Raw genomic sequence first — 14,022 nt, forward strand, 5'->3', positions numbered from 1 at the left:
AGCTCGAGACCCGACGGCGCCCTCGCCGGATACGGCGCTCAGCGGCTCAGTGCCGCCACCTCGTCGCGCGCGCGCTGGTAGCCCGTGTCCGCCTGCAGCGACGTCCAATCCAGCGCCGGCAAGCGCGGCGTGAGGCGCCGGATCCGAGCCACGGATGCCGGCTCGGGCGCTCGCGTGAGCCGCGCGAGAAGCTCATCGGCGAGGTCGGGCCGATTGCACACCAGCACCATGTCGCAGCCAGCATCCAGCGCCGCGTCGGCGCGAGCCAGGATGTCGCCCGCCACCGTGGCCCCTTCCATCGTGAGGTCATCCGAGAACACGACGCCGTCGTAGCCCAGGCGGGCGCGCAGGATCTCGCGCACCCAGATCGGCGAGAAGCCGGCAGGCTTGTCGTCCACCGCGGGATACACCACGTGCGCCGGCATGACCCCGCCGATCACGGCGTCTTCCAGCCACCCGTAGGGTGCCGCATCGTCCGCGAGCAAGGTGTCGAGATCCCGTTCGTCCACTGGCAACGCATGATGCGAATCGGCCTCGGCCCAGCCATGTCCGGGAAAGTGCTTGCCGCACGCGCCCATGCCAGCGAGCGACAGACCCTGGGCCAGGGCGCGCGCGAGTTGCGCCACGACGGCCGCATCGCGATGAAAGGCGCGCGTGCCGATGACGGCGCTGCGCCCATGATCCAGATCGAGCACCGGCGTAAAGCTGAAATCCACGCCGCAGGCGCGCAACTCGGCGGCCAGCACGTAACCCACGCGGCTCGCCGCGCGCAGCGCCGCGGGCGCGTCGCGATCCCACAGCTCGCCCAGCACCTGCATCGGCGGCAGCACGGTGAAGCCGTCCTCGCGAAAGCGCTGCACGCGTCCGCCCTCATGATCCACGGCGATCAGTAGAGGTTCTGCGCGGGCGGCATGGATGGCATCGGTGAGTGCGCTGAGCTGAGCGCGATCCGCAAAGTTGCGGGCGAAGAGGATCACGCCGCCCACCAGCGGATGGCGAAGGCGCTCGGCTTCGGCGTCGGTGAGGGTCAGGCCCGCGACGTCGACCATGACGCTGCCAGGCGCGAGAATGTCAGGGGAATGAGGCATAGGATGCACCAGGACAGAAGTGGCCGGCGCGCGCAGGATCAGCGGCGCTCGGCGATGACGTAGGCGGCGACGAGATCGGACTCGTCGGTCAGCGAGACATGAAAGGCGCCGTAGCGCTCGGCGCACCAGGCACGCAGCACCGGATCGACGATCGTGACGACAGGGCGGCCGGAGCGCTCGTTCAGAAACTGCACGGCACGCCAGTACATCGGCATGCGCATGCCCAGGCCGACGGCCTTCGAGAAGGCTTCCTTGGCCGCGAAGCGGGTGGCAAGAAAGCGCACGCCACGCAATTCGGCACGTGCGCGGCGGGCCGTGAAGCGGGCGAGTTCGTCGGGTGTCAGGATGCGCTGGGCGAAGCGATCGCCATGCCGCGCGAGGGCGGCGACCACCCGTTCGGTGCGCAGCAGATCCATGCCGATGCCGGCGATGGCAGACGCGCCCTGCCCTGCAGCCTCGGCCGGCGTCCCGTTCGCAGGCGCGCCTGAGCTCATGACCGCAATGCCGCGAGCCGGGCCTGCAACATGACCGCCTTCATGTCGCGCACCGCGCGCTCCCAGCCGTCGAACACGGCTTGGGCCACGATGGCGTGACCGATGTTGAGCTCCGCAATGCCGGTCAACGCGGCCACCGCTTGCACGTTCTCGTAATGCAGTCCGTGACCGGCGTTGACGCGAAGGCCGTGCTGCAAGCCTGCCGTCACGCCCGCACGGACACGAGCGAGCTCGGCCTGCGCTGTGCTCGCATCGGCGGCGTCGGCATAGGCTCCCGTGTGAATTTCGATCACCGTTGCGCCGGCGGCAGCGGCTGCCGCGATTTGCGCAGCATCGGGATCGATGAAGAGCGAGACCCGGATGCCCGCATCGTGCAGCCGGGCCACGGCTGAACGCACACGCTCGCGCTGGCCCAGCACGTCGAGCCCGCCTTCGGTCGTCAACTCGGCGCGCCGCTCCGGCACGAGGCAGACGTCGTGCGGCCGGACCTGGCACGCGATGTCCAGCATCTCATCCGTCAGGGCGCATTCCAGATTCATGCGCGTGATGAGCCGTTCGCGCAGGGCGAACACATCCGCATCCTGAATATGGCGACGGTCTTCACGAAGATGGAGGGTAATGAGATCCGCACCGGCAGCTTCAGCCAGTTGGGCTGCGCGCAGGGGATCGGGGTAGGCCGTGTGACGCTGCTGACGCAAGGTCGCAACGTGGTCGATGTTGACGCCGAGTTCGATCATGCGAGAAGTTTACTCGCAAGCGCACCGGTCGCGGAACACCGCAGTACGCCTTATACGCTTTAGGCTGGCGGGAGCGCGAGGCTCCCGCCCGGGCCGAAGCCCAGCCCGGCGTCTGTCCGCAGCTCCGACCCTGCGCCAAGCGAGGGGCCGCAGCAACGGACAGTCGGCGTCAGAAGACGAAGAAGTACAGCAACAGAATGATGGGAATCGGGATACCGATCAACCACAGCAAAATACCTTTCATGACACCAGCTCTCCTCGGGGGCGGCGAGGCCCCCGATCAATCAGATTCAATACACCGCATCTCAGCGGCGGCTCAGCACGCCCAGGATGTAGCCCACCAGACCGGCGACCGCGAGTGCGCCAATCGGGTTGCGCTCCACGCGAGCCGCGAGGTCACCCGTCACTTCCTTGAACTGGTCGCACGCTTGACCGTACAGGTCCTGAGCGGCGCCCTGCACCTGGCGGGCAACGCCCTCGCCACGGTGTTGGTCGTCACCCGTCAGCACGCCCGCAGCTTCCTGCACGCGGCCGACAGCCTTGTTCACGGTCCCTTCAACTCGGTCGCCGTTCATGATTTCTCCAGATATTGAGTTCAGACCTGACGGTCGTTGTGCCACGCTCAGCGCGTAGCGTCCTTGACGGCTTCTTTCGCGTCGCCATAGCCCTTTTGAGTCTTGCCTTCGGCCTGCTTGGCAACGCCCTTGGCTTGCTGGGACGTGCTGCCCGTGGCCTTGCCAACGCTTTCCTGCACCTTGCCGGCGGCGTCTTTCACGGCGCCCTTGACTTGATCCTTGTTCATGGCTTGACTCCAGTGGCACGGGTACATTCCCGTGCTTCTACCTGAGCAAACGCTGTGCCGGCCGGGCGGTATTTGCTCGTCGGTATCCGTACGAGGCTACTATCGACACCTCGCCCCTGGATGCTAGTGTCGGCCGTGGCGTCAGGCAGCCGTTGCGGTGCGCACGCCGAATCGCCGATGCACCAGGCGCGGCCGATTTGCGCGAAATTGACCGCATGTTTGTGCTTTTTGCCGATTTGACTCCAAGAGCCCTGCGCATGAATGCCGATCCACATCACATCGCCACTGTCGAGCAGCTCGACACCCTCTTCGGCCCCGTCGGGGAGGCCTCGATCCGCAAGGAGATCGATCACATCGCACCCGTGTACCAAGCGCTCATCCAGGCTTCGCCGTTTGCCGTGCTGGCAACAGCTGGGCCGCTGGGACTGGATGCCTCGCCCCGGGGAGATCCCGCCGGGTTCGTGGTGGTCGAGAACGAGAAGACGCTGCTGCTGCCCGAGCGCCGCGGCAACAACCGGGTGGACAGCCTGCGCAATCTCGTGGCTGACCCGCGCATGGCCCTGCTCTTTCTGATTCCGGGCGTGGGCGAGACGCTGCGCGTGAATGGCCGGGCCCGCATCAGCGTTGATCCTGCGCTGCTGGCGCGCTTCGCCGTGGCGCAAGCACTGCCCAAGTGCGTGCTCGTCATCGACGTCGAGACCGCCTACTTTCAATGTGCCCGCGCGATCCAGCGCTCCGGCCTGTGGACGCGCTCGGCGCCCGCGCCGGGCATCCTGCCCACGGCAGGCGCGGTGCTCCAGGCACTCACGCAAGGCAGCGTCGACGGCGCAAGCTACGACCGCGACTTGCCGCAGCGCCAACGCGACACGCTGTACTGACACCGGGCCCGCAGGAACGACAACGCCGCCCTGTCAGGCGGCGTTGCTTGCTGCACCGTTGATGCGACGTGATCAGTTCACGCTGATCTTCTTGTCGCGAATCACGCCACCCCAGGTGGTGATGTCGCCCTCGATGCGCTTGGCCATGCCGGCGGCATCTTCGTAGTTGGCGATGGCACCGGCCTTGAGCAGGCGATCCTGGATGGCGGCGTCGGCGAGGATCTCGCCAATGTCCTTGCTCACCCGGTCCGTGATGTCCTTGGGCGTGCCGGCAGGTGCGAGCAGACCGCCCCACGACACCGCCTCAAAGCCAGGGAAGCCCTGCTCCGCAATGGTCGGGACGTCCGGCAGCATCGCCACACGTTCCGGCGAGCCCACGGCGATGGCACGCAGCGCGCCACTCTGGATGTGCGGCAACGCAGCGACGAGGTCGGCATACATCATCGGCACCTGGCCGCCGAGCAGGTCGGTGATGGCCGGGGTCCCGCCGCCATAGGGCACGTGCTGCATGTCGAAGTCGCCCAGCTGCTTCAGGAGTTCCATCGTGAGATGGCCGAAGCTGCCCACGCCCGAACTCGTGTAGTTCAACTGACCGTTCTCGGCCTTGGCCTTGGCGATCAGCTCCTGCATGCTCTTCACATCGAGCACCTTGGGGTTGACCACCACCACGATCGGCAGCGAGTACACGGTGGCGACCGGGGCGAAATCCTTGGCCACGTCGTAGCGCGCGCTCGGATACAGCTGGGGTGCGAGCAACGTGGGGGTCGCAAGCATCATGTAGGTGTAGCCGTCGGCCGGCATCTTGGCCACGGCCGTGGCCGCGATGGCGCCAGACGCGCCAGCACGGTTCTCGACGACGACGGGCTGGCCCACGCGCTTGCTCAGCTCCTGGCCGATGATGCGCGAGGCCGTATCGGTGGGACCGCCCGGCGGGAAGGGCACGACCAGACGCAGGGCCTGATCGGGCCAAGTCTGGGCGTGAGCGAAGCCGGCCGTGGCGCACAGCGCCACCGCCACGGCCAGCAGCGTGCGGCGGGCGGGTTGAAACGCAAATACCATGATGTAAAGCCTCTTTCCTTGTGGGACGGATCGGCTGTCGGCGCCTACAGGACGCCGTCAGCCTTGAGCTGGTCGATGTCGGCATCGGTCATGCCCAACAGCGAGGCCAGCACCTGCCGCGTGTCTGCGGCCAGTTCGGGCGGTGCGCGCCGCACGGGCAAGCGCTCACCGTCGATGCGATACGGCGGGGTCATCACAGGCACCTCACGCGCCGCGTCGTAATCCGACGTGTTCGTGAAGAGCCCGGCCTTGTGTGCACGCTCGGACTGCAAGGCCTCGAGCAGTCCGAGCACCTCACCGCAGGGAATGCCGGCAGCATTCAGACGCGGCAGCAATTCGCTGCGCTGGCGGCGGATGAGTTCGGCATTGATCTGCTCGACCAGAAGTTCGCGGTGCTGCGAGCGCCCATTGTTGGTCTTGAAGCGCTCGTCGGCTGCCAGGTCCGGGCGGTCGATCACCTCGTTGCAGAAGCGGGCGAACTGCGCGTTGTTGCCCACGGTGATGACGAGCGGGCCGTCGGCAGCCTCGAAGACACCATAGGGGATGATGGAGGGATGGGCGTTGCCGTACTTGGGCGTATCCGCGCCGCGCAGCAGGGATTCCATGCCGTAGTAGGCCGTCATCTGCACGCCGGTGTCGAACAAGGCGGCTTCGACGTGCCGGCCCTGCCCCGTGCGCTGAGCATCAAAGAGCGCGGCCAGGATGCTCTGGGCCGCGAACATGCCGGTGGTCAGATCGACCACGGCAAGGCCGAACTTCAACGGCCCCTGCCCTGCATCGCCATTGATCGCCATGAGGCCGGACTCGCCCTGCACGACAAGGTCGTAGCCAGGGCGCGCTGCCTCGTCACCAGCACGGTTGTAGCCGGAGATCGAGCAATACACGAGCTTGGGGTTGAGTTCGCGCAGCACGTCGTAGCCCAGACCGAGCTTCTCGATGCCACCGTACTTGAAGTTCTGGATGACCACGTCGCTCTTGGCCGCGAGCTCACGGGCGATGCGCTGGCCCTCGGGCGTCTGCAGATCCAGGCCCACCGACAGCTTGTTGCGGTTGGCACTGTTGAAGTAGGCCGAGTTGTTCTGGCCCACGCGCAAGCCCCAGTCGCGCGTGTCATCGCCGCGACCGGGGTGCTCGATCTTGATGACTTCGGCGCCCAGGTCGGCCAGGGCCTGACCGCACATGGGGCCCGCCAGCACCCGCGACAAGTCCAGCACGCGCACACCCGTGAGCGGCAAACGAGGGGAAGTATCCGGCATGTGTCTCTGTCTCTTATCGAAGGAATGGGTCGCGCCGGCGGCGGCTGCCGGGGCTCCGGCAGCCAGCCATCCGTCAGGCGTCGGCCTGGGCGGACAGCGCCATGTAGCGCGCGAGGTGATGATCCTCGTCGCCGAACTGATGATCGATCATGACGAGGCGCTTGGCATAGTGCGGCAGCGGGAGCTCCCAGGTCATGCCGATGCCGCCATGCAACTGGATGGTTTCCTCGGCCACACGGATGCCGATCCGGCCAATAGTGTACTTGGCCGCCGACAGCGCCCGCTCACGCGCCAGACGCTCGCCCGACAGCGCTGCCGCCGCGTTGATCACGGCCGAGCGCGCCTGCTCGATTTCCAGGAGGAGATCGGCCATGCGGTGCTGCAGGGCCTGGAAGCTGCCGATCGGCACGCCGAACTGCTGACGCGTGCGCAGGTATTCGAGCGTTTCGCTGCGGGCCACGTCCATCGCGCCCAGCGCCTCGGCACACAGGGCGAGCACGCCCAGCCCAGTCAGCTGTTCGAGCACGGCGAAGCCCTCGCCTGCCGCACCCAGCAAGGCGTCGGCCTCAAGGCGCACGTCCGTGAAAGTGATCTCCGCCGAGCGGCCACCATCCACGTTGGCATGGCTGCGCCGGCTGACACCCTCGGCGTCACCACGCACCAGGAAGAGCGAGATACCCGTCTCGTCGCCTGCCTCGCCGGCGGTGCGGGCCGACACGAGCAGCAGATCCGCCTGGCCGCCATGCGCGACGACGGCCTTGGCACCGCGCAACATCCAGCCCTCGCCCGCCCGCTCAGCGCGCGTATCCAGCATCGTGAGGCTCGGCGCGTTGGCCGCCTCGTCGTGGGCGAAGGCCGCGATCACGGCGCCACCGATGAGCTCGCCGATGGCTTCCTTCTGGGCGTCCGTGCCCACCAGACCGATGGCGCGGCCCACCAGCAGCGCGCCCAGGAAGGGCTCGGGCACCAGGCCCTTGCCCAGGCTCTGGAACACGGTCACGATGTCGAAGCCCTCGCCCCCGAAGCCGCCGTCGGCCTCGGGAAAGAGCGCCCCCACCGTGCCAAGCTCTGCCAGGCGCGCCCACAGATCGCGGCTGAAGCCGGTCTCGTCATAGGCGATGGCGTTGCGGTGTTCCAGGGGATACTGATCCGCGATGAAGCGGTCCAGCGTGTCGGCGAGCATGCGCCGGTCGTCCGTAGGTTCGAAGTTCATCGAGCCGTCCTCACAAGCCGAGAATCATCTTGGCGATGATGTTCTTCTGGATTTCGTTGGAGCCGCCGAAGATCGACAGCTTGCGGTTGTTGAAGTACGCGGATGCAGCGCTCGCGGCTTCGGCCGGGCCCACGGGCTCGCCAGCGTAGTCTTCCTGCGACAGCGCTTCTTCCACGTAGGGCTGCGCATACGGGCCCATGGCGCGGCGCGTGAGCGAGAAGATCTCCTGGCGGATCTCCGTGCCGCGGATCTTGAGCATGGAACTCTCGGCGCCCGGCACGCCGCCGCCGGCCACTGCGGCGATCACGCGCAGGTTGGTGGTCTTCATGTTCTCCAGATCGATCGCCACGCGCGCCATGCGGGCGGCAAAGAGCGGATCCTCGATGAGCGGCTTGCCGTTGCGCTTGACGCTGCGCGCAATGCGCTTCAGGCGCTCGAAGCCCGCCACCGAGAAGCCCACGCCGGCGATGTTCGTGCGCTCGTAGGTGAGGAGGTACTTGGCGTACGTCCAGCCCTTGTTCTCTTCGCCTACGAGGTTCTGCACCGGCACGCGCACGTCGGTGAAGAACACTTCATTGACTTCATGCTCGCCATCGAGCGTGATGATCGGGCGCACTTCCACGCCCGGGGTGTTCATGTCCACGAGCAGGAAGCTGATGCCAGATTGCTTGCGCGCGTCCTTGTCGGTGCGCACGAGGCAGAAGATCATGTTGGCGTGATGGCCCAACGTGGTCCACGTCTTCTGGCCGTTCACGACGTAGTGATCACCATCGCGCACAGCGGTGGTCTTGACCGCGGCCAGGTCCGAGCCCGCGCCGGGTTCGGAATAGCCCTGGCACCACCAGTCGGAGCCATCCAGGATGCGCGGCAGCCAGTATTGCTTCTGGGCTTCGTTGCCGTACTTGATGAGCACCGGCCCGAGCATGTTCACGCCAAAAGGCACGATGCGCGGGGCACCGGCCAGCGCGCACTCGTTCTCGAAGATGAACTTCTGCACGGCGCCCCAGCCCGGGCCGCCGTGTTCCTGGGGCCAGTGGTTGGCCAGCCAGCCGCGCTCGTTGAGGATCGCGTGCCACTCGGTCATATCCTCGCGCGTCAGACGCAGGCCGCTCTTGACCTTGCGGGACAGGCGGGCGGGCAGTTTGTCGCGAAGGAAAGCCACCACCTCGCGGCGGAAGCCCTCCTCCTCGGGCGTGAAGGTCAGGTCCATGTGTCTGGGTTCCTGCCGGCGCGCGGCCGGCGTCAGATGTGGTCTTGCGCCGGCTCGGTCACGGCGCAACGAAGCCAGGGATTGTGCAGCGCCGCATGCCCATTGACAATCCCATGCAGAATTGACGCAATGTCAATCTCGTTTTGACAATGAGCGATAGCGGCAGGATCGCGTCCCGTGTCAGTACCACTGTCGAGCGGCAGAGAGCGCCGCGGCGGCCGTTACCGCTCACGCCGTCTTTCCACTCGGCATTGGGCTTGCTACAGTGCCCCATCCTCTGCCGGCGACACTTCCCATGAACGCTCTCGACCTCGATGTCCTCGAACATGCCCGTGCGTGGCTGCACGAAGGGCATCGCGTGCACCTGGTGACCGTCGTCCAGACCTGGGGCTCGGCGCCGCGACAGGCGGGCGCCCTGGTCGCCCTGAGAGGCGACGGACGCATCGCCGGGTCCGTCTCGGGCGGATGCGTGGAGGACGATCTCATCGACCGCGCGCGCCGGGGATTGCTGGCGCAGGCACCCGAGCGCATCACCTATGGCGTCACACGCGACGACGCCTCGCGCTTCGGCCTGCCCTGCGGCGGCACGCTGCGTCTGATCGCCGAGCCGCTGACCGATACGGGATGGATCGATGCCGTGCTGGATCACATCCAGGCGCACCGGGTGGTGCTGCGCATCCTGGATCTTGCCACCGGCGAGGCAAGCCTGCGCCCTGCCCTGCCCACGGACGGCCCGGACTTCGACGGACGGGTCTTTCGCGCGGTATACGGCCCGCGCTGGCGGCTCTTGTTGATCGGTGCGAACCAAACCGCCCAGGTGCTGGCCGGCATCGCCCAGACGCTGGACTTCCAGGTGCTGGTGTGCGATCCCCGTGAGGAGGTGACGGCGAGCTGGCAGGTGCCAGGCACCACGCTCATCACCGAGATGCCGGATGACACGGTGCTGGCCATCGGTACGGACGAGCGCACGGCGATCGTGGCGGTGACACACGACCCGAAACTCGATGACATGGCGTTGCTCGAGGCGCTCAAGTCCCCCGCGTTCTACGTGGGTGCGTTGGGCTCGCGCGCCAACCAGGCCAAGCGCCGTGAGCGGCTGCGTCTCTTCGATCTGACAGACGAGCAGATCGACCGCCTGCACGGCCCCGTGGGCCTGCCGATCGCCAGCCGCACGCCGGCCGAGATCGCCGTGGCGATCGCGGCGGAGCTGGTGTGGGTGCGCAATACGTTGGGCGCGCAGGAGACGGCGGCGTGCCCTGTACCGGCGCGGACGACGCCAGCGGCCTAGGGACCAGTCTACGCAGGCGGACGCAAGGCCGCATCCGCGCACGTCGCGTGCAAGGATGCGGCCTGCCGCGGTGGTCTGGGCCGAGCGCCTCGGCACTCAGCCCTACCTCGCCTCAAGCCTTGTTCAGGCTGGCGAAGTTCTCGCCCTTGGCCACGAGCGATTCCAGCAGCGGCGACGGCTTCCAGAAGCGGCTGTCTTCCTTGGCGAATTCGCGGATGTCCGCGAGCACCTTGTCCAGCCCGACCTGATCGGCATACTGCATCGGGCCACCGCGCCAGCGCGGAAAGCCGTAGCCGTGCACGAAGGTCACGTCCACGTCCAGCGGACGCAGGGCGATGCCCTCGTGAACCACGTTGGCGCCTTCGTTGATCATCGCGGCCATGTAGCGGCGCACGATCTCGTCGTCACTGAACGCACGCGGCGTGACGCCGGCACGCTCGCGTTCGGCGTCGATGATGGCCTCGACTTCCGGATCCGGCTGACCCACGCGGGCGCCCTGCGGGTACAGGTAGTAGCCGCGCTGCGTCTTCTGGCCGAACCAGCCGCGTTCGCAGATGCGATCGGCGATCTGCACATAGCGGGCGTTGGGATCCCGCGTGGCGGCGCGGCGCTTGCGCGTGGCCCAGCCGATGTCGCCACCGGCCAGGTCCGACACCTGGAACGGGCCCATCGGGAAGCCGAACTCGCGCAGGGCCTTGTCGATCTGGTAGGGCGAGGCGCCGTCTTCCATCATGTAATCCGCGGCCTGGCGGTAGACGGCCAGGATGCGATTGCCGATGAAGCCATCGCACACCTTGGCGCGCACCGGCACCTTGCGCAGCTTCTTGGCGAGTTCGAAGGCCGTGGCCACGACGTCCTTGGAGACCTTGGCCGGCACGACGATCTCGAGCAGCTTCATGATGTTGGCGGGCGAGAAGAAGTGCAGGCCGACCACGTCTTCAGGGCGCGAGATGCTGCCGGCGATCTCGTCGATGTCCAGGTAGGACGTGTTCGTGCCGATGACCGCACCCGGCTTCAACACCCGGTCGAGCTCGGCAAAGACGCCCTTCTTCACGCCCATTTCCTCGAACACGGCTTCGATGACCAGGTCCACGTCCTTCAGCGAATCGTAGGACGTGCTGGCCGAGAAGCGCGCGAGGATCGCGGCCTTGCGCTCGGCATCCATGCGGCCCTTGGCGATGAGGCCGTCGTAGACCTTCTCGACATTGGCGCGGCCACGGGCCACGGCTTCGTCGTCACGCTCGATCATGACGACCGGCAGGCCCGCATCCAGCACCGCCACGCTGATGCCAGCGCCCATGGTGCCACCACCGATCACACCGACCTTCTCGAAGGCGCGCGGCTTGGCTTCGCGCGTCTCGGGCGACTTGGCGGATTCGCGCTCGGCGAAGAACGCGTGCACCAGACCCGCGCGTTGCGGGCTGTCCAGGCATTCCAGGAAGAAGCTGCGCTCGGTGCGCATGCCTTCGTCGAACGGCTGGTCCACCGCGGCCTGCACGGCATCGACCACGCGCGAGGGCGAGATGAGACCCCGCAGCTTGGCGACCTTCTGGCGAGCCGCGTCGATGGCGGCCTGGGCGGCGGCCTTGTCGGCCAGGCCCTGTGCGTCGCGCGTCGGGCGCACGGGCGCGTTGGCGTCGATGAGTTCGTTGGCATACGCCACGCCGGCGGCGGCGGCATCGCTGCCGTCAGCCACGCGATCGATCACGCCGGCGGCCTGGGCGGCCTTCGGGGTGAGGTGACGGCCGCTCAGGATCACGTCCAGGGCGAATTCCGCGCCCGTCAGGCGCGGCAGGCGCTGCGTGCCGCCCGAGCCAGGCAGCAGGCCCAGGGCCACTTCCGGCAAGCCGAGCTTCGCGCCTTCGATGGCCACACGGTAATGTGCCGACAAAGCGACTTCCAGGCCGCCGCCGAGCGCGGCGCCGGCGATGGCCGCCACCACGGGCTTGGTACTGGCCTCGATGCGGGCGCAGACTTCCGGCAGCGGGGGCGGCAGCGGCGTCTTGCCAAACTCACGGATATCGGCGCCCGCGATGAAATTCGCACCCTGCCCGACGAGCACCACCGCCTTGACCGCGTCATCAGCCGCGGCGGCGTCCATGGCCGCGATCAAGCCCGCGCGCACCTTGACGTTCAGCGCGTTGACGGGCGGATAGTCGATGGTCACGAGCAACACGCGATCCTGTCGCGTCCAGCGAACCACGTCCGCCGATTCCGTTTGAGTCATAGTCTTCGTTCTCCAGTGGCATGCCCGCGTGAGGCGGGCCTACGTTAACCGATCATTGTGATGCGACAGGTATTGCTTGACAATGCCATTGTCAATTGACAAACCGTCAATCCAAGATTGACAATCGCCGCCCATGGACCCCAATGCCCTCATGCTATTCGTCGAGATCCTCGACGCTGGCAATCTGAGCGAAGCCGCGCGCCGTCTCAAGATGAGCCGCGCGAACGTCAGCTATCGGCTCAACCAGTTCGAACGCGAGATCGGGCAGCAGCTCTTGCGACGCACCACGCGGCGCATCGAGCCCACCGAGATCGGCGAAAAGCTCTACGAACACGGCCTGGCGATCCGCAATGAATTGCTCTCGGCCACCGAATCCGTGGCCACGCTGGGGCAAAGCCTGCAGGGGCGCATCCGGTTGAGCGTACCCACGGGTTATGGCCAGTTCGTGATGGCCGACTGGCTGGTCGAATTCAAGCGCGAGTACCCCGGCATCACACTGGATGTCATGTTCGAGAACCGCGTGGCGGATCTGTTGCAGGGCGAAGTCGATATTGCCGTGCGCGTGATGTCCGATCCGCCGCAGAACCTGGTGGCGCGAGACATGGGACCCGTACGCTACGTGGCCTGCGCCTCGGCCGCCTTCGCGCGCGAGCACAGCGTGCCCACGCGACTGGATCAGTTGCGCACGGTGCCGCTCATCACCTCGGCCGTCGTCGGTCGACAGCTGCGCGTGGCGGGCTATCGCGGCGAGGAGCGCCAGGAGGTGCTGCTGGAGCCCTCCGTGATTTCCGAGAATTTCGTGTTCCTGCGCCGCTCGATCCTCGCCGGCCTGGGCGTGGGCATCGTGCCGGACTACGTCACCGAGGAAGACGTGCGGCGCGGCGAGGCCGTGACGCTCTTCGACGACTGGCGCCTCAGCATCTACGGCACGCACATGTACATGCTCTACATGCCCAATCAGCACCAGACCCGCGCGGCGTCGGCCTTCATCGACTTCATCCTGACACGGGCTCGCGGGCTGGCCGACGCCTGAGCCGGCTGGCGACTAGCCACGCAGGTCTGCCGGCACATCCACGTCCCGCAGGACACCGGGCGCGTCCACGGCGAACGTATAGACCGTCTCTTTTGCAAGCACAGGCCGTGCGCCCACATCGCGCTGCAATTGCGCGAGCGCGGGCAGGAGCGTCCAGGCAAAGCCCACGGGATGACCTCGTTGCCCTTGGTACACGGGCGCCGCCGCCCGATGCGTGGCCAACGCACGCGCCACCTGCGCGATGATGTCCGGTGGCACCCACGGCATGTCGCCCAGCGCCACCAGGACACCGGCGGGTTGTGATCTCGCCAATGCGGGTTCCGAGGTGCCGTGCATGTCGGGCGCGGCGCTGGCTGCCCCCGCTTGCGCCAGCAGATGCCGCGCCGCCACGGCCAGGCTCGCCCCCATGCCCTCGGCCGTTGCTGGCGCCATCAGCACCGTGCAGCCCAGGCCGCGCAGCAACGCAGCCCGCGCCGGCCGATCCGGTGGCACCACCGCCAGCACCTGGGGCAGCACGCGCAACAGGGTCTCGGCCGATGCCGCGAGCACGGCTCGGCCGTCGGGCAAGCTCGCCAGCAGCTTGTCGGCCCCCTGGGTTTGCGCCGCATATCGACTGCCGGAACCGCCGGCCAGCAAGATGCCATGGACGGATCGATCCAGCGCGTCAACCTCTCTCATCGGGAGCCCCTAGCCATGCGTGAAGTCGCAGTGTAAGGGCCCGGCCAGTGTCTTTGGCC

General features: G+C 67.2%; 14 protein-coding genes. 3 read left to right on the forward strand and 11 right to left on the reverse strand.

Annotated features, from left to right (window positions below):
- Positions 1 to 38: 38 nt before the first annotated feature.
- The 5 genes from nagZ to IMZ29_RS15520 all read right to left on the reverse strand — a co-directional run bounded on the left by nagZ (position 39) and on the right by IMZ29_RS15520 (position 3,121).
- Positions 39 to 1,088 (reverse strand): beta-N-acetylhexosaminidase, encoded by a 1,050-nt coding sequence (nagZ, locus tag IMZ29_RS15500; RefSeq protein WP_216185740.1) that lies wholly within the window; start codon positions 1,086 to 1,088, stop codon positions 39 to 41.
- A 38-nt stretch (positions 1,089 to 1,126) separates the two neighbouring features.
- On the reverse strand, positions 1,127 to 1,582 hold the full coding sequence (gene acpS / locus IMZ29_RS15505; protein WP_216185742.1) for a holo-ACP synthase: 456 nt from the start codon (positions 1,580 to 1,582) through the stop codon (positions 1,127 to 1,129).
- Positions 1,579 to 2,319, reverse strand: coding sequence for a pyridoxine 5'-phosphate synthase (gene pdxJ, locus IMZ29_RS15510; RefSeq protein ID WP_216185744.1), 741 nt, complete (start codon positions 2,317 to 2,319; stop codon positions 1,579 to 1,581). Before pdxJ ends, acpS begins: the two co-directional genes overlap by 4 nt.
- Before the next feature lie 305 nt (positions 2,320 to 2,624).
- Positions 2,625 to 2,894 carry a CsbD family protein gene (locus IMZ29_RS15515; protein ID WP_216185746.1) on the reverse strand — a complete coding sequence of 90 codons (270 nt, stop codon included), beginning with the start codon at positions 2,892 to 2,894 and terminating at the stop codon, positions 2,625 to 2,627.
- 47 nt (positions 2,895 to 2,941) lie between these two features.
- Positions 2,942 to 3,121 (reverse strand): CsbD family protein, encoded by a 180-nt coding sequence (locus tag IMZ29_RS15520; protein WP_216185748.1) that lies wholly within the window; start codon positions 3,119 to 3,121, stop codon positions 2,942 to 2,944.
- A gap of 257 nt (positions 3,122 to 3,378) precedes the next feature.
- Here IMZ29_RS15520 and IMZ29_RS15525 point away from each other — a divergent pair, with 257 nt between their 5' ends.
- A complete protein-coding gene (locus tag IMZ29_RS15525) occupies positions 3,379 to 3,999 on the forward strand; it encodes a pyridoxamine 5'-phosphate oxidase family protein (protein ID WP_216185750.1) in 621 nt (206 codons plus the stop codon).
- 72 nt (positions 4,000 to 4,071) lie between these two features.
- Here IMZ29_RS15525 and IMZ29_RS15530 read toward each other — a convergent pair whose 3' ends face one another.
- The 4 genes from IMZ29_RS15530 to IMZ29_RS15545 form a co-directional block, all read right to left on the reverse strand.
- A complete protein-coding gene (locus IMZ29_RS15530) occupies positions 4,072 to 5,058 on the reverse strand; it encodes a Bug family tripartite tricarboxylate transporter substrate binding protein (RefSeq protein WP_216185752.1) in 987 nt (328 codons plus the stop codon).
- 44 nt (positions 5,059 to 5,102) lie between these two features.
- Positions 5,103 to 6,314, reverse strand: a complete 1,212-nt coding sequence (locus IMZ29_RS15535; RefSeq protein WP_216185753.1) for a CaiB/BaiF CoA transferase family protein — start codon at positions 6,312 to 6,314, stop codon at positions 5,103 to 5,105.
- Between the two features lie 73 nt (positions 6,315 to 6,387).
- Positions 6,388 to 7,527 carry an acyl-CoA dehydrogenase family protein gene (locus IMZ29_RS15540; protein ID WP_216185755.1) on the reverse strand — a complete coding sequence of 380 codons (1,140 nt, stop codon included), beginning with the start codon at positions 7,525 to 7,527 and terminating at the stop codon, positions 6,388 to 6,390.
- A gap of 10 nt (positions 7,528 to 7,537) precedes the next feature.
- Positions 7,538 to 8,737 (reverse strand): acyl-CoA dehydrogenase family protein, encoded by a 1,200-nt coding sequence (locus IMZ29_RS15545; RefSeq protein ID WP_216185757.1) that lies wholly within the window; start codon positions 8,735 to 8,737, stop codon positions 7,538 to 7,540.
- Positions 8,738 to 9,032: 295 nt separating this feature from the next.
- Here IMZ29_RS15545 and IMZ29_RS15550 point away from each other — a divergent pair, with 295 nt between their 5' ends.
- Entirely contained in the window at positions 9,033 to 10,025 is a 993-nt protein-coding gene (locus IMZ29_RS15550; RefSeq protein ID WP_216185759.1) for an XdhC family protein, read from the forward strand.
- Positions 10,026 to 10,137: 112 nt separating this feature from the next.
- Here IMZ29_RS15550 and IMZ29_RS15555 read toward each other — a convergent pair whose 3' ends face one another.
- Entirely contained in the window at positions 10,138 to 12,252 is a 2,115-nt protein-coding gene (locus IMZ29_RS15555) for a 3-hydroxyacyl-CoA dehydrogenase NAD-binding domain-containing protein (RefSeq protein WP_216185761.1), read from the reverse strand.
- A 133-nt stretch (positions 12,253 to 12,385) separates the two neighbouring features.
- On the opposite strand from IMZ29_RS15555, the gene IMZ29_RS15560 reads away from it, so the two are divergent.
- Positions 12,386 to 13,285, forward strand: a complete 900-nt coding sequence (locus IMZ29_RS15560) for a LysR family transcriptional regulator (RefSeq protein WP_216185763.1) — start codon at positions 12,386 to 12,388, stop codon at positions 13,283 to 13,285.
- Between the two features lie 12 nt (positions 13,286 to 13,297).
- Here the strand turns inward: IMZ29_RS15560 and IMZ29_RS15565 are convergent, their stop codons facing one another.
- Positions 13,298 to 13,963 carry a nucleotidyltransferase family protein gene (locus IMZ29_RS15565; RefSeq protein ID WP_216185765.1) on the reverse strand — a complete coding sequence of 222 codons (666 nt, stop codon included), beginning with the start codon at positions 13,961 to 13,963 and terminating at the stop codon, positions 13,298 to 13,300.
- Positions 13,964 to 14,022: the final 59 nt, after the last annotated feature.

Source organism: Verticiella alkaliphila (assembly GCF_018904615.1).
Classification (GTDB): Bacteria; Pseudomonadota; Gammaproteobacteria; order Burkholderiales; family Burkholderiaceae_B; genus Verticiella; species Verticiella alkaliphila.